Here is an 18,696-nt window from a genome sequence, read left to right as displayed (position 1 = left end):
GGCTCACCACCGCTTCCGGGGCAGGCCGAAGCCGAGTGGGAGGGCGCCCATCACGAAGCCGGTGTCGTGGGCGTACCACATGCGTCGCAGCTCGATGCGGGCTGCGGCGGCGTCGGCCTCCAGTGCCGCGCAGGCGTCCTCGGTCTGGGCCGGGTCGGTGACGGTCACGGTGACGTAGCCGGTGAAGCGGACCAGGCCGTGGCCGGCGGCGAGTTCGGCGTCCTGGGCCTCGGCGCGTGCCAGGGCCTGCCGCTCGTGCTCGGGCACGATCTGCTGGGTGCGGTGGCGCATCCCCACGGCGACGGAGCGGCGGGTCCGCTCCCCCATCACCTTGCGGGACGCCTCGCGCGGCCCGAGGGGTTCGATGTGCATCGAGTACGCCCGCCGGTGCACGCCGTCGCCGAGCAGCGGGGCAAGGACCGTGGAGTAGACCTGGTTGCGGGGCCAGTCGTGGATCCAGTACGTGACGGAGTGGGCGCCGTCGTGGGCGTAGCTGCCCGGGGAGCTGAGCGCTGCGGCGGGGCCGGCGACGGCCGGGTCGACGCCGGCGGGCAGTCCGTCGGCGCCCGGGGTGGTGGCGTTGGCGCGGCGTTCGGCGAGGTGCCGGCCGGCGTGTGGGTCGTAGGCGGTGCGGATGACCTCGGCGAGGTCGCGGGGGCCCAGCCAGGACTCGACCTGCAGGTCCGCGCCGGCGATCGACGCGGACAGGGCCCGCAGGTGCCGGGTGAGGATGTCCGCGGCGGCGACGCTGCCCCCACCTGCGCTCTTGATCGCCCCGGCCGCCCGGCGGTGGTCCATCGTGAACGCCAGGTACGCCTCCCGGCCGCTGCTGGACAGGGCGGCGGCGGTGAGCAGATCGCTGGTGACCGCGACCGCCTCGGCCGGGGCGGTGGCGGCGACGTGGTCGACGTGCCAGCGGCGCAGCGCCGCTCCTGACTCCGGGACGATGCGCTGCAGCGCCTGCACCCGCACGATCGGGTTCCCCTCGGTGCACAGCCCGGCCAGCAGCGCGCCCCAGCCGGCGACGCGCTGGTCCCGGCGGGCGGAGTCGACCAGGCTGATTCCGGAGTACCGGACTCGCGCGACCGCCGTGTAGGTGCGGTCCAGACGGTGGTACGCCACCGCGAGCGGCTGCCCCGAAGGTCCCTGCGCCTCCAGAATCGTCAGCGGCGCCAGGACTCCGGGCAGGTCCATAGGTTTCGCGGCCGTCGCGTCGGCCGGGGCAGGAGCGAACGCGGCGGAGAGGAAGCGGTGGCGGGTGCGGGAGCGGCCCCAGTGATAGGAGGTGAACGCCAGCACCCATTCGTCGGTGGTGCGGCCTCCGACGCGCAGGAACGCCAACGTCGCCAACACGATGGCGAGCGGCCAGAGTAGTGCCCCGGCGGCGGGGCGGGCGGCGGCGAGCGGCCAGATCCCCGCCAGGACGGCGCCGGCGAGCATCGTGACTCGCTGCAGGGTCATCCCGAACAGGAATGCGACCTTCTCGTGCTGCCATCCGAAGTAGCTGCGGGTGCGGTGCTCGGCGGTGGGGGTGCTCACCGGTCGGCCTCCTCGGTTGGGTTAGCGGATGGAGAGTCGTGCGGGGCTGGCGGCGCTGGATCGGGTACGCCCGTCCCCCTTGGTTGGGTCGGAGGCGCGGCCGAACTCGCGGCGCTGGCCGAGGGTCTTGGCGTCGGGTTGGTCTCGGGGGCCGGTGGAGGCGTGTGGAGCGGCGGCGGCACGGCTTCGGCCGCTCGACTCGGCGCAGATGCCGGAGCGGGTCCGGTCATGTCACCGGAGGCGGCCGGGATCCGAGGTTTCGCTTCAGCCGGTGCGGTAGAGCTTCCGGTGGTGCCAGTTGGTGCGGCGGAGCGGCCAGCGGTGCCGGTGAGGGCGCCAGTCCAGCTGCCGGCGTACCGGGAGTAGCCGGCCGGGCGGGCGTGCGGGTTCGCACCGTGTACGCCGGCGTGCCCGGCGGTTTGTTCCATCCGCCCGGCCAAAGAGTTGACCGCCCGCTGGGCCAGGTCGACGCCGGCGGCGGCGACCGCGATCGGCGCGGCGACCGCCCCGAACGCCGCCGCTCCGCCGCCCGCCATACCAGCGCTGCCGGCGGCCGTGCCACCAGCGGCGCCGCTCTTGCCGGCAGCCGAGGCGAGGGTACGAGCCTCGCTGGCCTGGCTGAACTGAGCCGGGTTCACCCCGCTCGGCGGGCCGCCGGCGTTCGCCCTACCGGCGGCGAAGCCCAGCATCCCGGCGAGCCCCCCACCGGCGGCGGCCTGCACGGTGGCGAAGGTGAAGAAGCGGGCGATGACCGGCCACGCGACGACGGCCATGAGCAGCACCAGCATGCCGGTCAGCAGGGTGGTCACGTCCTTGGCCCGGGTGGGGTCGGTCGGGTCTCCGAGAACGCCGAAGCCGATCGCGAAGACCAGCGCGATCATCGGCTTGAGGATGATCAGCTGGATGGTGGCGGCGCAGAGCTTCGACCACCAACTCTTCGTCGTCTCCGACATGTTGCCGACGGCGGCGATGGGCGAGGTGGCCAGCAGTACGGCGATCGCGGCGTTGCGCAGCAGCAGCTCAAACCACAGCACCAGCGTGAGCGCGATGCCGACCAGCGCGAGGATGAGCATCAGCGACCCCGAGGAGCCGGTGACCGAGCCCATCTGGAACAGGACGGTGAGTTTGGCCTTGAGACCGTCGTTGCCGCCCAGGGATCGGTTGATGATGCCGCGAGCGACTTCGTCGGCGGCGATCAGGGCGGCGTTGGCGACGACCATCGTGACGAGGAACGCCAGCACCGCCTTACCCGCACCGACCAAGCCCTGCGCGAGCGGGGAGCCGTCGCGGGTGGCGACAGTCCGGACGACCTGGAGGAGCAGCAGTAGGGCAGCGATGCCCATCGCCAGCCACCGCGAGATCGCCAGCGGCTGGTCGATGCTCATCAGGTCGAGGTTGGGGAACGCGACGAACGCATCGGCGAAGGTATTCAGCAGCGATGTCGCGGCGTCGGCGAACGAGCGGCAGACTGATTCCCAGGCGTTGGCCGCGGCGCCGTCGATGATGCCGCCGGGGGTGCAGCCGCTGATCTGGCCGTTGAGCGGGTCGCAGGCAGCGGCGTTCACGGGATGATTTCCTGCCAACCTTGGGCGGCGGCCTCGGCGCTGCCGGGCTGGGTCGCAAGGCTGGTGTAGTCGGTGGCGTTCGCCGGGTCCGGCGGGAGGACCTTCCAGTCGGTGGCGGCCCAGTGCAGCCGGATCGGGTACACGCCGATGGTGGAGGCGACCTGCCGGCCGGGCGCGGTGGTGGACAGGTAGCCGAGGACCAGCACGGTCATCGTGTCCGGTGTGGCGTCGCGAAGCTGGTAGGCGGCCGGTCCGAAGGTGAGCGACGCGCCCAGCGGCACGGGCCCGATCGTGGCCACGCCGAGGGTGCGCCGCAGGTTCACCGCCCCCTCGGCAAGGTAGTCGCTGGCGTCGGCGAACGAGGGGTCGGCGATCACGGTGGCGATCGTCCGGGCGCGAGCCGGGTCGAGGTTCGACAGCACCTGCGTGAGGTATTCCGTGCCGGCCGCCACCGCACCCGCTGGTGTGTGCGGGTGGCCCACCGCGATGCCCTGCACCGTCTGGCTGCCACTGCTCAGACGCACTGGTCCGGCCGGAGCTGACGATGAGGAGCCGATAGTTGCGGGCGGCAGCGCGCCCGGCGTCGCGGTCCTGGCGTCGGAGCGTGGATTCAGTACCCAAACGATCAGCCCGATGGCCGCAACCAGGGTCGCGAGTGCCCCGCAGGCGATGACAACCCACCGGGCGCGGTGCGGTCCCGGGTCGATGAAGTCGTTCACGACTCGGCTCAGTTCGCTGCGCCGAAGACGGTGTTGACCAGGGGGATCGCCATGGCGGTGACGATCACCCCTCCGAGCGACCAGATGAAGGCGCTCTTGCCCATCTCAGCGGTGCCGGGCCGGTTGGAGAGCTTCCCGACGGCCATCAGGCCGCCCGAGGCGAGGGCGGCGATGGCGCAGCCGATCAGCGCACCCCACTTGACGTAGGACAGCAGCAGCGAGATGCCGTTGCTGCCTCCCGTCGGGTCAGCCGGCGCCGGATTGGGCACGTCGGCGAGCACGGACAGGGCGGAGGGAAGGGTGTGCATGACGAACTCCTTGCAGAGCGGAGGGACACGCCGCCGCGACCTGACCAGCGGTGTTAGCAATCGCGTACAGCAGGGTCAGACTTTAAGCAGCCCGCCGTCCGCAGGGGTAGACCCGACTGGGTGACATAGGTCATGTGGCAACTTGCGTCCGCGATTGCTGTCATTGCAGGCTTGACCGACGCGCTGACAGGAAGGCCGCTGCCGGGATGACGACCGACGACAGGACCCACCGCGTCGCCGCGCGCCTGGATCACCTGTTCCGCACGGTCTACCCCGCGACGCTCGGCCGCCCCTACAGCTACCGGGAAGCGGCGGCGAAGATCGCCGAACTGGCCGGCGGCGCGGCGGCGATCTCTCCGGTCTACCTCCAGCAGATCCGGACCGGTCAGCGAAAGACTCCCAGCCTGGACAAGCTCGCCTGGGTTGCCCAGCTGTTCGGCGTCCCGGTGACCTACTTCAGCGATGACATCGTCGCGGAACGTGTTGACGCGCAGCTGGAGATCGTCACCGAGCTGCGCGACGACGGGGTGCGGGAACTCGCCCGGCTCGCCGCCGGGCTATCGGCGGAAGCTCTCGAACCGATCAAGGCGCAGCTACGGTACGCCCGCCGCACTGAGGGTCTGCCGGAGGTCGACAGCGATGGGACGCCCCCACCCAACCAAGTGTGAAATGCCTCTGACCTGCGACTTCGGCTTGACGCCGCACCACGGCAGGCCACTAGCCTGACTCATCGCACCACAGCCGGATCGCCCTGTGCCCCGGCTCGCCAGTCGATGGGAGAGGCCATGCGCCGACCACGGGCCGCCGGACCCGAGAGTCAGGCACACCTAGGCGATCTGCGGCGGCGTTGCGAGCAGCTACTCGACGACAACGGCATCGTGGTCCCGTCCCCCTTCGACCGGCACGCTCTCGCCGCCGCCATCGCGCGGCACCGGCGACGGCCCGTGACCCTGCGCGACCTTCCCGCGCCCTCGCGGTCGGGCCAGCACTCCGGGCTGTGGGTGCACACCGCCACCCAGGACCTGATCTTCGTGGACCCCACCCGCAGCTCGTGGGAGCAGGACCACATCACGGCGCACGAGGTGGGCCACATGCTGTGGGGCCACGAGGCATCCGACGTCGACCTCGGCGAGATTCTGCTGCCGGACCTCGACATGACCGTCGTGCGCGCCATGCTCGGCCGGCACGACTTCACCAGCGACCAGGAACGCGAAGCCGAGATGATGGCCACTGTCATCATCGACCGCGCCGGCCGCGCCGCGCCTGGCGCACCCGCCGGGCTGTCCCGGGTGGCATCCGCCCTCGCGCTCGACGATGTCTGAGCCCTCCAACGCCGAACTCGTCGTGGTTGCCGCGCTGTGGATCGTGTCGGCCGCACGGGCACACGCCCTGCGCAGCGGGCCTGCTCACCGGACGGTGTGGGCAGCCATCACCGGGCTGGCGGTGTCGATGACGGTCCGTGTCGAGCCGATCGCGCACGCAATCGACCAGCTCGCTGGCGTACACGGCGCCGGCGTCCTGGTGAAACACCTCGCCGGACTCGTGGCGGTGGCGGCCCTGTTCGACCTTGCCATCCTGGGCACGGCCACCCATGTCCGGCGTCGCATTTCCCTGGCCGGCCTTGCGGTCACCGTCGTCATCATGACCTGCCTGTTCTGGACGATGCCCCGCGTCGACTCCGAGGACTTCGCTGACCAGGCCGCCGGCAAACCCCTTGCCACGGCGTACATCCTGAGCTGGACGCTGTATCTCGGCGTCGCGATGGCCCTGTCCGCCCGGCTGTTCCGCCGCGCTCACCAGGCCAGCCGACACGGTGTCGTGCGCGCGGGTCAACAGGTGCTCGTCATCGGCTGCATCATCGGCACCGGGTACGCCCTGTACCGGGCCGCCTACTTCGGCGCACGTCTCGCCGTCGGCCCACCAAGCCGCGGTGACATCTTCTACGTCGACCTCTCCGACGACATCAAGTACCTCGCCATGCTGCTCATCACGGCCGGGCTCACCATCGCCGGTGCGCCCGGAACGCGAGCAAACCTGAGAGCCCGCCGGCACCTACGGACACTCAACCCGCTCTGGCACGATCTCGTGCCTGCCGACCACCGTCTCGATCCACCCGGGCTCAGTCCCCGCGAGAGGCTCTCCCGTCACGTCGTCGAACTCCACGACACGATCCACGACCTGTACCGCCGTACCGACGAACACCTCGTCGATCGCGTCCGCGACCGCCTTGCCACACACGGGCTCACCAGCCAGGACCTCGCGGCAGCGACCGAGGCCAGCCTGCTCCGCATCGCCCAGGCTCGGCCGCCCACGGCTACGCCCGCCGCCCCCTACGCCCCGCCGCCCACGCCACCAAACCCGGTCGAACGGCTGACCCGGCTGCTCGACCTCGCCCACGTCTGGGACACCACGGCGGTCCGGGACGCCCTGACCCACGTAAACACCGCACCGGAGCCGCACCGATGACCGCCACCCTCACCGCCGATTCCCGCACCGCCCGCCGGGTCACCGACTGGCTCGACCCGAAAACCTGGATCATCGCCGTCAGCCTCATCACCGGCTGGACCTCCGGCCGGTGGACGGGCCTCGGATGGGGCATGGTCAGCGCGGTGTTCGCCGCGGTCATCCCGGTCCTGCTGATCAAGCGGGGCGTCAGCGCCGGGCAGTTGGCAGACCGACACCTCGGCGTACGCAGCCACCGCCTCACCGTCATGACCCTCATCCTCACCTCAGTCGGGATCGGCATCGGCGCCATGGCCGTCGGCGACGCACCCCGTGCGGTCATCGCCCTCACCCTGGCCATGTTCGCCACCCTCGCCGCACTCGCCGTCGTCACTCTGCGCTGGAAGATCAGCGTGCACACCGCCGTGGCCGCCGGTGCCACGACCATGCTCGCCAGCCAGCTACCCACCATCGCGATCGCCGCCCTGGCCGTCGTCGTGGCGGCAGTGGGATGGTCCCGCGTCGCGCTGCGCGACCACACCACGGCGCAGGTCGTCGCCGGCGGGCTCCTCGGCACCATCGTCGCCGGCCTGATCTTCGCCAGTCTCACCTGATTCCGTTAGCGATAGTTGACAGCCGAACACTTCGCTCGGCTATCCTCGGCGGCACTTCGTGCCGTGTGCAATCGCATACAGGCTGACCTGCGTCCGTCCGAGGTGCCCCCATGCCCACGTCCCCACCGAGGCGGCGATGAGACCGCTCACGCTCGCACCCCTCGTACCCCTGGCGCTCGCCCTCAGCGTCGCCGTTGCGGCCACTGGCAGCGGCAGCCTCGAACCCGCCGCCTCCACCACCGGCTGCCTACCCGCCCTGGCACCCGGAAGCACAGCACAGGCCGAGTTGAAGGACCTCGCGCCGACCGCTCTGGCGCACGCCCAGAGCATCTACACCGCGTCCGTTCAGATGAAGTTGCCCGCCAGGGCCGCCGTGATCGGCATTGCCACCGCCCTGCAGGAGTCCCACCTCAGGAACCTCGCCAACGCGAACGTCCCCCGGTCCCTAACCCTCCCCCATGACGGAGTCGGCGCCGACCATGACAGCGTCGGGCTCTTCCAACAACGACCACTCCCGCCCGACGGAGCAGGCGGATGGGGCACCGTCCAAGAACTCATGACTCCGGCCATCTCCGCCACCAAGTTCTTCACCAAGATGCGCGGCATACCCGGCTGGGAGACCCTCCCCCTGACCGTCGTGGCCCAGCGCGTCCAGGTCAGCGCCTTCCCCGACGCCTACGCCCCGCACGAACCCCTCGCCACCGCCATCGTCAACGCCCTCACCGACGGCAGCCTCACCTGCTCACCGGGGACCGGCACCTGGGTCAAGCCCGTCAACGGCACCTTCACCAGCGGCTTCCGCACACCCGAACGCCCCACCCACGACGGCGTCGACGTCGCCGCACCCAAGGGAACCCCAATCTACGCCGCCAGCGCCGGAATCGTCATCACCGCCAAATGCGGCAGCGCCAACTGCGACATCGACGGCTCCCTCAACACGCCAGGCTGCGGATGGTACGTCCAGATCCGCCACGCCGACGGCACCGCGACCCGCTACTGCCACATGCTCCACCGCCCGTACGTTGCCGTTGGGCAAGCCGTCAACACCGGACAGCAGCTCGGCGTCGTCGGCACCAGCGGCCACTCCAGCGGGCCGCACCTGCACTTCGAAACCCACACCAGCAACCCGCCGAGTAGCGCCAACGCCACGGAGCCCTTCGCATTCATGGCCGCTCGCGGCGTTCGCTTGTGAGTTGATCGAGGGCGCACAGCTTCGTGCCTGCCCACGAAACAACAGTCGTGGACGTCACTCAGCCAGACCATTCGAATCTCAACCACCGTCGGGGCAGCGCCAAGACAGGCGGCCCAACCCGCTCGGCGGGTTCTTGCCCGAATCTGGTCCCGCTCTCATTCTGCGTATGGGTTTCGTCACCCGGTGCCGTCCTGACGCGCACTCCGAACCACCAAGCCGCGGTCACATCAGTAACGCGATCAGGATGAACTCGTCGGAGCCCGGAGCCCGGAGCCCGGAGCCCGTGGTTAACGGTTGATGCCAGCCGTACATTGCTGGGTCGTCGTGTGGAACCCCGCGCATGCGGGGAGGACGAGTACACCGGACTCCTCGCTGGAGCCGCCCGCGGAAGAACCCCGCGCGTGCGGGGAGGACCAGGTGCAGTCGGGTGAGCTGGCCGCCGATCAGGGAAGACCCCCGCGCGTGCGGAAGGACAGCGCACCCAGCGAGCGGATATGCCCGGCGACGGGAAGACCCCCGCGCGTGCGGGGATGACTCGTGGCGCCAGTAAATGTTCCCGCAAATGATTGGAAGACCCCCGCGCATGCGGGGATGACTGCGCACCGGTCGCGCCGCGCTGCACGGCCGTGGGAAGACCCCCGCGCATGCGGAGATGACCCGCGCCGTCGGCGCTGACGTACTTGTTGTCGATGGAAGACCCCGCGCGTGCGGGGATGACGGCCGCTGCGAGTTCCGATGACCCGGTTGAGGGGAGGACCCCCGCGCGTGCGGGGATGACCCGGGCACGCCGGTGATGCGCACCGCGTACCGCGGAAGACCCCCGCGCGTGCGGGGATGACACCTCAATCCTGGCCTACCAGGCCACCTGCCAGGGAAGAACCCCGGCGCGTGCGGGGATGAACTGGAAAGTGCCTACGCCGGGCACTCCACCCGGGGAAGACCCCCGCGCGTGCGGGGAGGACCCCGACCTGCTGACGGCCACCGGCACCACCGACGGAAGACCCCTGCGCGTGCGGGGATGACCGTCCCGTTGGCGAAACTCGCGATGTCACCGACGGAAGACCCCCGCGTGTGCGGGGAGGACCACCGGGCCATCGACATCATGATCGGCCCGAAGGGAAGACCCCCGCGCGTGCGGGGGAGGACATGAGCAGGTGGATTCCCAGGGACCGGCGCGCAGAAGACCCCCGCGTGTGCGGGGAGGACAGGTGGTCTGAGCGGATGACCTGGGCCAGCTCCGGAAGACCCCCGCGCGTGCGGGGAGGACCCGTTCGGCCCGCTCGTCGTCGGTCGGGCCCAGTGAAGACCCCCGCGCGTGCGGGGAGGACGCGGGGGTGACGCAGGCGACGTTCGGGCTCGGGGAAGACCCCCGCGCGTGCGGGGAGGACGACACCGTCCGGGGCCTGGCGGTCGCGCACGACGGAAGACCCCCGCGCGTGCGGGGAGGACGCCACCCGCGAGGCGCCACCGCTCAAAGCGACGGGAAGACCCCCGCGCGTGCGGGGAGGACAGCAGTTCGGTGACTGGTTTGGTCGGGGCGGGCGGAAGACCCCCGCGCGTGCGGGGAGGACCCCATCGCGGACCTCGGCACGATCCTCGCCCGGGGAAGACCCCCGCGCGTGCGGGGCGGACCACCGGGAGTAGTGCGGCAGGTCGAACGTGCCCGGAAGACCCCCGCGCGTGCGGGGAGGACCACGATCCGGTAACGCCCATGGTGCCAACCTCCGGAAGACCCCCGCGCGTGCGGGGAGGACGCATTCATAGCGACACGCACAGCGCCCCCTGCCGGAAGACCCCCGCGCGTGCGGGGAGGACTTGCGGGGTCGGTCGGCGGGCGTGAGGCCGAACGGAAGACCCCCGCGCGTGCGGGGAGGACGCGGGCCTGCTCCTCGTCGGCGGCGGCCCGGTCGGAAGACCCCCGCGCGTGCGGGGAGGACGGGGCCTCGGCCGCCGGGGTGGCGGCCGGCTTCGGAAGACCCCCGCGCGTGCGGGGAGGACCGATCCATCGGACCCTTCCAGTCCGGGATCGCAGGAAGACCCCCGCGCGTGCGGGGAGGACGCGTCGGTGCCGTCGACCAGCTCCCGCAGCCGGGGAAGACCCCCGCGCGTGCGGGGAGGACAAGCCCGGTGCCGTCGACGACCTCAAGGACGTAGGAAGACCCCCGCGCGTGCGGGGAGGACCACCGAAGGCGGCCAAGCCGCCCGCGTTGTCCTGGAAGACCCCCGCGCGTGCGGGGAGGACGGAGTCTGACCGCGGGAAGGGACGCCGGGAACCGGAAGACCCCCGCGCGTGCGGGGAGGACGTGGGGGTGCGCCACAGCGGATCGGGTGCGATCGGAAGACCCCCGCGCGTGCGGGGAGGACCCACGCCCCGGAGAACAACCGCCGCGCGTCTATCGGAAGACCCCCGCGCGTGCGGGGAGGACGTGCTGTACGCGATGCCGTACAACTCCGAGGAGGGAAGACCCCCGCGCGTGCGGGGAGGACGATCTGCGCCGGCGCGGGCGCGTTCATCGCATAGGAAGACCCCCGCGCGTGCGGGGAGGACACACACGCCGAAAAAGGCGCGCGTGCGAGGCAGGGAAGACCCCCGCGCGTGCGGGGAGGACCGTGCCGAGGGCGCCCATCTGCAGCCGCCACGTAGGAAGACCCCCGCGCGTGCGGGGAGGACTCCCACACCCGGGGCGCGACCACCGCCACGATCGGAAGACCCCCGCGCGTGCGGGGAGGACGGATCACGGCGGCCGCGCTGTGGATGCTCGGCCGGAAGACCCCCACGCGTGCGGGGAGGACATGGGCCGCCGGGTCTACCGAATCCGGCTGTCCGGAAGACCCCCGCGCGTGCGGGGAGGACGTCAGCGCCTACGTCGAGCAGGCGATCCGCGAAGGAAGACCCCCGCGCGTGCGGGGAGGACTCGAAGTGCGCCTCCGTGGCCTCGGTGATGGTCGGAAGACCCCCGCGCGTGCGGGGAGGACACTTGTTGACCTGGGCGTTTATCGGCGGAGTCGGGCTGAAAGAATCAGTCCGTCGAGATCGACGGGGACCCAGCGGTCGCGGCCTGCGGTACGGATCGCCCAGCCTTGTTCGTTTTGCGCTGGTTCAATCATGATGGCTTGTCCGTCACCCACCCTTGTCGCTAGGAGCGTCCAGAGGCGGTCTCGGACGCGGGCGCTGGGGTTGCCGACGAAGACTCCGGCCGCGACTTCGATCATCCATCGGGTGAGATGGCCGCGGAGCCCTTCGGCCACGGCGATGAGGACGACGACGGTCAAAAGTCCACCTTGGGCTCGGTGAGGTCCGGTCCGCTGACTCCGATGAAGGAGGAGGTGTCTAGGCCATCGGCATAGTCGGTGGCCCAGTTGATGCCTCCGGGTACGGAGCCGAGGGCCTCATCCCACAGTTCGTGGGCGTCGTCGTCGGTGTCCTCGGCGTCTCCGCTGAGAAGCAGCGCCTTGATGTCCTGGACGATGCGGGTCATCAGTTTGCCGTCGGTGACTCGGTCGCGGAAGGCGGTGCGGACATCTCGTTCGCTGCTGAGTCCCTTGGCGACGAGGTCGAATGCGAGGGGAATGGTGTATTCGGCCTTGTAGAGGTCGGCGATGTCGAGGACGAAGGAGGTGGCGCCCCCGGTGTGGACGAAGCCAAGGCCGGGGCTTGCGCCGAGGCCGACTACCGCTGGTGGCAGATGCCGTAGAGGCAGCTGTGCCCGGCGGAGAGGAGCCGGTTGACGTCATCGCCGGCTTCGAAGGGCTGGCCGGGTTTGTAGAGCCGGCCGTCCCAGGGCACTCCGGTGCGGGCTGAGTGGGTGCGGTAGATCTTCTTGACCCTGGCGCCCTCTCGCCCGCGTAGTTGCTGCATGGTGAGCGTGCTGACGTCCTCGCCGGGGAACCGCATGCCGTACATCCTGCGCGCTACAGCAAGGCGTTCCTTGGTTCGGGTGACCAGGTACGCCTGGCGTAGAAGTAGTTGAGATCCCCTGCTGGGGCCGATTCCGGAGGCGTAGAGACGTACGCCTCTCTCGCCGACCCAGCACAGCGCGGTGCCGGAATCGGCGAGCAGGCGTACAGCGGCAGTGGTGATACGGGCACCAGGGCCGATCAGGAGAGTGGCGACCATCGCGGCGGGTATCCGGACGGTGCGTTCCCGGTTGACCAGCGCGACCGCATTGTCGTCGCGGTCGATGTGACAGCGTTCGACGTAGACGCTGGAAATCCGATCACTGACTCGGTGCAGATCCTGCGGGTCGGCCAGCCACCACACCTCAACGTTCCTCGCTCGCTCGAGGCGGGGCGAGGGTGAGTAGGCCGAAGCCGTATGCCTTACCGGAGCCGATTCCCTGTAGCAGCGCTTCGCGGGCTAGTGCGGGATCCTCAATTTGAAGCAGGCCGTCGAAGGTGACGCTCTCCAGAGTCACCGGCGACGCTTCTTCCTTGCGCCCGTTCTTGTGAAAGCGGATCCGGTCTCGGCCGGTTGCTCGTACCGCGGGAACGTCGTTGCCGCTCACGAGGTCGGTTGGCACCGTGCAGCCGGCGCGGCCCATCCGCGTGATCAGCCAGTCAAGCTGGTCGGGCAACTTACGGTGCGCTACGCGTACGCCTCGGGGGCGTTCGCCTGCGAGGTGCTGGGCCTGCGCCTGGGTTGGCACCCGCGGCTTCTTCGTGGCGCTGGTGGGGTTGGCCTTGATCCGGAAGGCGAAAGTTCGCCCCCGTTGAACCTGATCGAGTAGTGGCTCATACGGCTTGACCATTGCCTGCGGCTCGTCAGCGGAGGGCCAGCCGGCCTGTTCCACCAAGTGCTCCCATGATGGTACGGACTGGGTCAGGACGAGGACCGCGAGTTGATGTTTGTTTGGAGCTTCGAGCCGCCACAGGACGCGTTCCTCGACTGGTTGACGGCTGAGGCCACCGAGGACGGCCGCGTGAAGCACCTGCGGGTTGCGCAGCATTCGCTGCGCCTGAGGGCGCAGCGGGTTGAGGTGGATGCGGGACAGGTACGGCATGGGAGTTACCACCCGAGCAGCGCGAAGGGATCGTGGTCTGGCTGGCCGGTCTCGGTCCAGCCGGTCGGTACGCGTACCCACTCCTGGCGTACCCGGCGGGTGTTGAACCCACGGTGTAGCGGGTCGAACGAGTGCGGCACGTCAACGCGGACGTCGGTGCCGGCAGCATCGTCGACGGTGACCGGCAGGTCGACCAGTGAAGGACAACTGTCGGGGTCGAAGCGTGCGATGCGGTGCCGGTTGCTGGCCTGCCAGGGCACCTGGCGGAGCACGTCGAGCGGCTGACCTGCCCAGAGAACGTCTCGATCCACGCGGTTGGTGTCGTCGGGTGTCAGGAGCAGGGGCATCGTCGGTGGGCAGGATCGGCGGCCGAGGGCCAGTGGAAAGGCAGGGTTGCGCAGGGCGTCGGCAAGGATGCCCAGGAAGTCCACGGGGCCGCTGACTGTCGCGACGAAGACCGCGTCCTGCAGGTAGAAGCGTTGTGTGACATGCGTGTGCTTGGCAGGGGATGTCGGCTTTTGCGCATTCTTGGCGTTCACCGAGGCGGACAGCAGTGGGCGGCCTCGGTAGTCGCTGACAGTGTGGTAGTCCCGCAGCAGTGACCCGGGCTGGTCGGTGCGTACGCCGAGGCTGAGGGACAGGAGTTTTTCTATCGGCTCCTGACGACGCAGGCCCTGCGCGGCGGCGAGCAGCCCTAGGATGCCGCTCTTGGTGGGTTCGTCGAGGGTGTCGCGACGATTGAACTGGCCGCGTCCGCCCCAGGACTGAAGGGGCCCGGCCAGCCGAAGGACCAGGCAGAAGATGTCGGTCATCGTGACGTCGTCGCCCCGTCCAGTCGGGGCCGAACAGCGGCGATGGTCGCGTCAATGGCCTCGTCGAGGCTGCGGGGAGTCCCGAATGCTTGAGCGACGTTCGCCGACTCGGTGTCCTGATCTTGGTGGCGGGCGGTGGTGGTCGACGCCGGGTTGTAGACGCTCGCCACGGCCAGGGGTGTGAAGCCCCACATCCTGCTGGTTCGGCTGAGTTCATCCGCGAGGCGTATGGCAGCTGTAGCCGCGATGCCATCCCGGCTGCGGATGGGGCTCTCGAAGGCAGACACAAGGTTGATTGGCTGGTCGTGACGCACGACGTAGGAGACCACGCTGGGCACCGTGCGGTGAGCGAAGGTGTTCTGGTGCCCCGTCGGCATCGAGGTGACGAATGCGCGTAGGAACGCGCGGGTAGCCTCGATCGTCGCCTCGAAGTCCATGTCGAGGTTATGGGCTAGGTGGTGCACGTCGAGCGTGGCGAATCGGTACAGCGTTGCCGAGGTGAACTCGACGGTGCCGATCATCGCCGCCCCGGCATCCTCATCGGGCTTCTTCTCGTCATCGACCGCGGTGTAGTAGTCGAATTCGATTTCGACCGGGTGGACCGACAGGGCATGTGCTACCTGCGTGGCGGCGTCCACATTGAGAGCGGGGATGTCAGCGACCATGCGACCGAAAAGCGCCACATCGATGGGGTGCTTGGCGGTCAGTTGCGCGCGGACTGGTAGGTCCGCGACGGCCTTGGCCAGTGCGCCATCGGCCAGCGCGGTCAGTTCAGCGGCCCGCTCGGCGACCAGGTCAACGATGGCGTCGAGCTGGCTTCGCCCGAAGAACAGCAGGTAGGCGCTCTCAGCGGCCTTCTTGCCGGGCTTGATATCGAGGTCATGTGCCAGCAGGGCGTTGCTGAGCCGGGTAGCGGCTTCGCCGTCCAGACCGGTCCGATCGGCTAGCCGAGAGGCGAGCAGCGTGGAGACCCTCTTTGTCCGCGTGCCGAGCTGTTCGGCGGGCAGACCGAGTTCGTCCTCGAATGCCTTGCGGGTCGCGCGCTTCCATGCCTGAGAGGAGACCCGCGCTCGGCGCGCACCCCCGTAAACGGCCTGCTTTGGGCTACCCGCGTCATCCCGGTTGAGGTTCGACGGCGGCACGGTCTGCAAGATGTGAATATCGATGTAGGTACGGCGGTGGCTCACCGGGTCTCCTTGCTGCTGGACATCGGGCTGGTGATGAAGAGTTGAGGCGATGCTGCGGTCTGACTCATGCGTTCGTCGCGGAGTCGGTCGGCTCTGGTGTCTGCGGCTTGTTCCGCAGGGTGAAGTACTGCGCTCCCCACCGTCGGCGGACCGCGTGAACCCTGTCCAGGTCCTGCCAGTCGCGAAGGTCCCGGAAGAGCAGGGTGTAGTCCAGTGGCTGGGCAGGAGTGAGGGTGCGCAACTGGCTCACCAGTCCTCGCAGGTGTGCGACGACCTCCGGGAAGCTAGTGGCGGTCGCTGCCGCACCGAAACGCTTGTCGACCGCTTCGGCGGTGAACTTGCCACTCAGGCGCAGCTTGGCCATAGCCAATCCCAACCCGACCGTCGGCTGATGCATCAACCTCGACTGTGACTGCTGGTGAGCGGCGAAGAGAACAAGGGCAGCGTGTTCGGCGCGCAGCTGCGCGGTGACCCACCCGTCTGACCGCAGGCGGGTGTAATACGGCCACATGGCCGGGACATCGCCAGCGTCCCGACTCAGCCCGCTGCGAAGCGCGGCAAGGTCCTTACCCTCGGGAACTCCCTGCGAGTAGTCCCGCTCCCAGAAATGCGGCCTCGGCACCCGACGGGCCATGTCGTCACTCGTGGTCATCCACACAACTCCGCTGAATCGAAGGATCAGGACTCGATGCCGAGGATCTTGCGGACCGACCCGCGGTACCACGCCTCGGCCACACTCTCCCGGTACGCCTTGTTCTGCTTCTCGTCTTCGCGTCCGAGGAACGCCGTCGGCGGCACCATGGCCAAGACAGGCTCGGCCGCCTTGAGAGCCATCGACTGCGCTACCGTCCGCCAGGCGTTTTCGGCGTCGTCATAGCGATCGGGATCGCGCTGCAATCCGGCCAGCAACCGGCGTACCAGAGGGTTGAAGGCGCTCATGAGGGCATCTCCGGCCCTGAGGCCCTTGTCCCAGGGCACCGGGCTCCCGCCGCTGGCCCGGCGCAAGTCGTCGTCGAGCCGGTTGCCGGCCCGCCGCAACTCCTCGGCCTGCATGACAACTGTCTCGATGATGGACCGCACCTCCCCCGGACCGAGCGCGGCGATCGGTAACGGAATCAGATCAGCGATGACATCCTCAACCACCGCCGACTGGTTCCCGTAAGCCACGCCGACCGTCAGAACCTGCACCGATACGTCGTCGAGACGCAGGTCTGCCAGTTGAGCGAGGAGGATGCTGCTGCTGGACGTCGAACCCTGCTGTGGCACGGTGGCGAGCATCGGAGCCATGCCGCGCCAAGCGTCTCGACCGGCGACGTGCCGCACCGGCACCACTGGCGCCTGGCCGGCCCGGGGCTTGTCGACCTGCCGCCACGCGGTGTGTGGCTCCACGTCCTGCGGTACAAGTTGAAGACGATCACCTGCGGTAAGGACCACCCGGCGCACCACCACTTCGCCACCGAGACCATGCTCCGGGATGAGCCGTACCCTGCGCGATTGCCAGGTCAAGAGGTCCAACAACCCCAGCGCGCCCCGCACCTCCCAGGCGCCAGTCATCCGGTCTCGCCGCCACTGCGGAACGTCATCGGGGTGAGGCTGTCGCACAATCGGACTGTTCAACAGCAACGTCTCGGCCAGGTTCCGACCGAGGGGCACCGTGACGCCCAACGCACCGCATGGACCGATGGGGTTTCCGGTGGTCTTTCCGCCCTTGGCTTGCGGGTCGTCAGCAGCGCCGGACTTGATCGCCGCGGTATCCCAACACTGAGTAGCCAGCATGGCACGGGCCGCCGAAGCCGGGGTCAGCGTCGGTGGGTTCGCTTCGGTGCGCGGCGTGAACAGCGGCACGTTGTTGCCAGTGGCTGTCGCCGCGATCAGCAACGAGATTGGCTTGGTCTCATCCTTGGCCGTCCGCAGCCCCGATACCTGGCCGAACGGACGCCCACCGAACAGATCGAACCGGTCTCGATGGTCGCCCAGGTACTCCTTGATCTGCTCAGCTGGAAGGTGTCCGACCCGCCAGCGGCTTTTCCATTCACCTTCGCTGTCGGGGACACCGCAGGCATCCAGGTAGACCGGCAGCAGCACCTGGCGCAACACGGCAACAGTCTCCAACGGATTCGCCGTCGCCAACCCGTCGATCTCGTGTGCCCTGGTGAGCACATCGATGAGCGACAGCGATCGGGGATGCCCGCCCTCGACGACCGGTATCCACGCCTCACTGACCAGGTCGAATGAGAGTCGTTCCATTAGCACTCCAACCGTTCGTGAGGTCATCGACGATCTATCTCGTGGATGACAAACGTTGCGATGACCTTGGCAACCGCAGCGCCTAGGACTGCACCAACGACCTTGACCATCCGGCCGACCAGCAGCTTGCTTCCAGAAGAACCAGAAGCCGCATCAATGTCATCAAACCCCGCGAGCGTGGCGCCCTGAGTTGCTCGCCGGGCGTGGGCAGTCACGTGGTGCACGAAGACGACCACACGGCAATCGGGGTCGAGGACGGACTGAAAGAACAGGTCGCCGTACGACGAAAGTGCGCGCAGCGCGCGCTGCACCGAGACCGCGTCGAGGTTCGCAGCTCGCACGATGCGATCCACCTCGATGAGGTCATCACCTCCTTCACTGACCTGAACCAACGCAAGCAGGACACGTCTCTCTACTGAGGACATGCGAGCGAGGATAGCAGTCGGCACCGAATGTCCCCTGGGTGAACGGGCGGCGATTCGCGTGTGAGTCTGGCAGCGACCCGACAGGCTGCTTCCGCCGGCCAACGCTGGGCGTCACCCCGTCCTCGGAGAACGGAATATGGCTCTTGCCGGGCTGGGGTTCGCGCCACGGTCACCGCCCGCCCTTACCCTGGAACGCCTGCGGTGCCTTGCCGACGTTATGACACCTACTGAGCAAGGCGAAGAATGCGCGGGTTCCACACGAACAGGTGCGGCTGGCTGACCTCCACCCTCAGGCTCACCCCGGAGCACAGCAGGAGCAGCGGCATCTTCGGACGGCATGTCCCGGGACTGTAGGAGTGGCGTCCGACAAATCTTGGCCCAACACGACGACGAGTCGCATTCCCGACAGCGGTCGCGGTGAAAAATCACGAACAAACCTGGAGGTCAATCAGCTCGGCGCCGTCGAGCCTTGACCACAGCAGGCCCCTAGGATGCGACTGACGTCCCCCTCAGCAGACGTTCTACAGTCCATCCGGAGGCAACGGCACCTGACTGGGCGTTTTGATCTTGTCTGCCTGCGATTGGCGGCATTCGGTCCGCCGAATGCCAGGCCAGCAGAGCGGCCGACTCATGGTCTATCGACACT

At 69.0% G+C, this 18,696-nt stretch carries 18 protein-coding genes; 5 read left to right on the top strand and 13 right to left on the bottom strand.

Going from position 1 to position 18,696, the window contains the following annotated elements; genetic code table 11:
- Positions 1-3: 3 nt before the first annotated feature.
- The 4 genes from ACIBF8_RS31400 to ACIBF8_RS31385 all read right to left on the bottom strand — a co-directional run bounded on the left by ACIBF8_RS31400 (position 4) and on the right by ACIBF8_RS31385 (position 4,131).
- A complete protein-coding gene (locus ACIBF8_RS31400) occupies positions 4-1,539 on the bottom strand; it encodes an SCO6880 family protein (protein WP_396787537.1) in 1,536 nt (511 codons plus the stop codon).
- On the bottom strand, positions 1,536-3,104 hold the full coding sequence (locus tag ACIBF8_RS31395) for a hypothetical protein (RefSeq protein ID WP_396787536.1): 1,569 nt from the start codon (positions 3,102-3,104) through the stop codon (positions 1,536-1,538). Before ACIBF8_RS31395 ends, ACIBF8_RS31400 begins: the two co-directional genes overlap by 4 nt.
- Entirely contained in the window at positions 3,101-3,628 is a 528-nt protein-coding gene (locus tag ACIBF8_RS31390; protein WP_396787535.1) for a hypothetical protein, read from the bottom strand. Before ACIBF8_RS31390 ends, ACIBF8_RS31395 begins: the two co-directional genes overlap by 4 nt.
- A gap of 203 nt (positions 3,629-3,831) precedes the next feature.
- Positions 3,832-4,131, bottom strand: coding sequence for a hypothetical protein (locus ACIBF8_RS31385; RefSeq protein ID WP_355621940.1), 300 nt, complete (start codon positions 4,129-4,131; stop codon positions 3,832-3,834).
- Positions 4,132-4,337: 206 nt separating this feature from the next.
- Here ACIBF8_RS31385 and ACIBF8_RS31380 point away from each other — a divergent pair, with 206 nt between their 5' ends.
- The 5 genes from ACIBF8_RS31380 (at position 4,338) to ACIBF8_RS31360 (ending at position 8,379) form a co-directional block, all read left to right on the top strand.
- Positions 4,338-4,799, top strand: coding sequence for an XRE family transcriptional regulator (locus tag ACIBF8_RS31380; protein ID WP_396787534.1), 462 nt, complete (start codon positions 4,338-4,340; stop codon positions 4,797-4,799).
- Positions 4,800-4,916: 117 nt separating this feature from the next.
- On the top strand, positions 4,917-5,453 hold the full coding sequence (locus ACIBF8_RS31375) for a hypothetical protein (protein ID WP_396787533.1): 537 nt from the start codon (positions 4,917-4,919) through the stop codon (positions 5,451-5,453).
- Positions 5,446-6,597: an MAB_1171c family putative transporter gene (locus tag ACIBF8_RS31370; RefSeq protein ID WP_396787532.1), complete on the top strand. Its 1,152-nt coding sequence runs from the start codon at positions 5,446-5,448 to the stop codon at positions 6,595-6,597. Before ACIBF8_RS31375 ends, ACIBF8_RS31370 begins: the two co-directional genes overlap by 8 nt.
- Positions 6,594-7,187: a phosphoesterase PA-phosphatase gene (locus ACIBF8_RS31365; RefSeq protein WP_396787531.1), complete on the top strand. Its 594-nt coding sequence runs from the start codon at positions 6,594-6,596 to the stop codon at positions 7,185-7,187. Before ACIBF8_RS31370 ends, ACIBF8_RS31365 begins: the two co-directional genes overlap by 4 nt.
- A gap of 136 nt (positions 7,188-7,323) precedes the next feature.
- Positions 7,324-8,379 carry a M23 family metallopeptidase gene (locus ACIBF8_RS31360; protein WP_396787530.1) on the top strand — a complete coding sequence of 352 codons (1,056 nt, stop codon included), beginning with the start codon at positions 7,324-7,326 and terminating at the stop codon, positions 8,377-8,379.
- A 2,994-nt stretch (positions 8,380-11,373) separates the two neighbouring features.
- On the opposite strand, the gene cas2e is transcribed toward ACIBF8_RS31360, so the two are convergent.
- The 9 genes from cas2e to ACIBF8_RS31315 all read right to left on the bottom strand — a co-directional run bounded on the left by cas2e (position 11,374) and on the right by ACIBF8_RS31315 (position 18,050).
- Positions 11,374-11,652, bottom strand: coding sequence for a type I-E CRISPR-associated endoribonuclease Cas2e (gene cas2e / locus ACIBF8_RS31355; RefSeq protein WP_396787529.1), 279 nt, complete (start codon positions 11,650-11,652; stop codon positions 11,374-11,376).
- Positions 11,649-11,858 carry a hypothetical protein gene (locus ACIBF8_RS31350; protein ID WP_396787528.1) on the bottom strand — a complete coding sequence of 70 codons (210 nt, stop codon included), beginning with the start codon at positions 11,856-11,858 and terminating at the stop codon, positions 11,649-11,651. The genes cas2e and ACIBF8_RS31350 overlap by 4 nt, the downstream gene beginning before the upstream one ends.
- A gap of 191 nt (positions 11,859-12,049) precedes the next feature.
- Positions 12,050-12,640 carry a type I-E CRISPR-associated endonuclease Cas1e gene (cas1e, locus tag ACIBF8_RS31345; protein WP_396787527.1) on the bottom strand — a complete coding sequence of 197 codons (591 nt, stop codon included), beginning with the start codon at positions 12,638-12,640 and terminating at the stop codon, positions 12,050-12,052.
- A 1-nt stretch (position 12,641) separates the two neighbouring features.
- Positions 12,642-13,379, bottom strand: coding sequence for a type I-E CRISPR-associated protein Cas6/Cse3/CasE (gene cas6e, locus ACIBF8_RS31340; protein WP_396787526.1), 738 nt, complete (start codon positions 13,377-13,379; stop codon positions 12,642-12,644).
- A 5-nt stretch (positions 13,380-13,384) separates the two neighbouring features.
- Positions 13,385-14,191 (bottom strand): type I-E CRISPR-associated protein Cas5/CasD, encoded by an 807-nt coding sequence (gene cas5e / locus ACIBF8_RS31335; RefSeq protein WP_396787525.1) that lies wholly within the window; start codon positions 14,189-14,191, stop codon positions 13,385-13,387.
- On the bottom strand, positions 14,188-15,378 hold the full coding sequence (gene cas7e / locus ACIBF8_RS31330; protein ID WP_396787524.1) for a type I-E CRISPR-associated protein Cas7/Cse4/CasC: 1,191 nt from the start codon (positions 15,376-15,378) through the stop codon (positions 14,188-14,190). The genes cas5e and cas7e overlap by 4 nt, the downstream gene beginning before the upstream one ends.
- A 64-nt stretch (positions 15,379-15,442) precedes the next feature.
- Positions 15,443-16,030, bottom strand: coding sequence for a type I-E CRISPR-associated protein Cse2/CasB (gene casB, locus ACIBF8_RS31325; protein WP_396787523.1), 588 nt, complete (start codon positions 16,028-16,030; stop codon positions 15,443-15,445).
- 26 nt (positions 16,031-16,056) lie between these two features.
- Entirely contained in the window at positions 16,057-17,625 is a 1,569-nt protein-coding gene (casA, locus tag ACIBF8_RS31320) for a type I-E CRISPR-associated protein Cse1/CasA (RefSeq protein ID WP_396787522.1), read from the bottom strand.
- A 23-nt stretch (positions 17,626-17,648) separates the two neighbouring features.
- On the bottom strand, positions 17,649-18,050 hold the full coding sequence (locus ACIBF8_RS31315; protein ID WP_396787521.1) for a hypothetical protein: 402 nt from the start codon (positions 18,048-18,050) through the stop codon (positions 17,649-17,651).
- Positions 18,051-18,696: the final 646 nt, after the last annotated feature.

It is taken from the genome of Micromonospora sp. NPDC050276 (assembly GCF_044459545.1).
Taxonomy (GTDB): domain Bacteria; phylum Actinomycetota; class Actinomycetes; order Mycobacteriales; family Micromonosporaceae; genus Micromonospora.
This window is presented reverse-complemented; position numbering and strand designations above follow the sequence as displayed.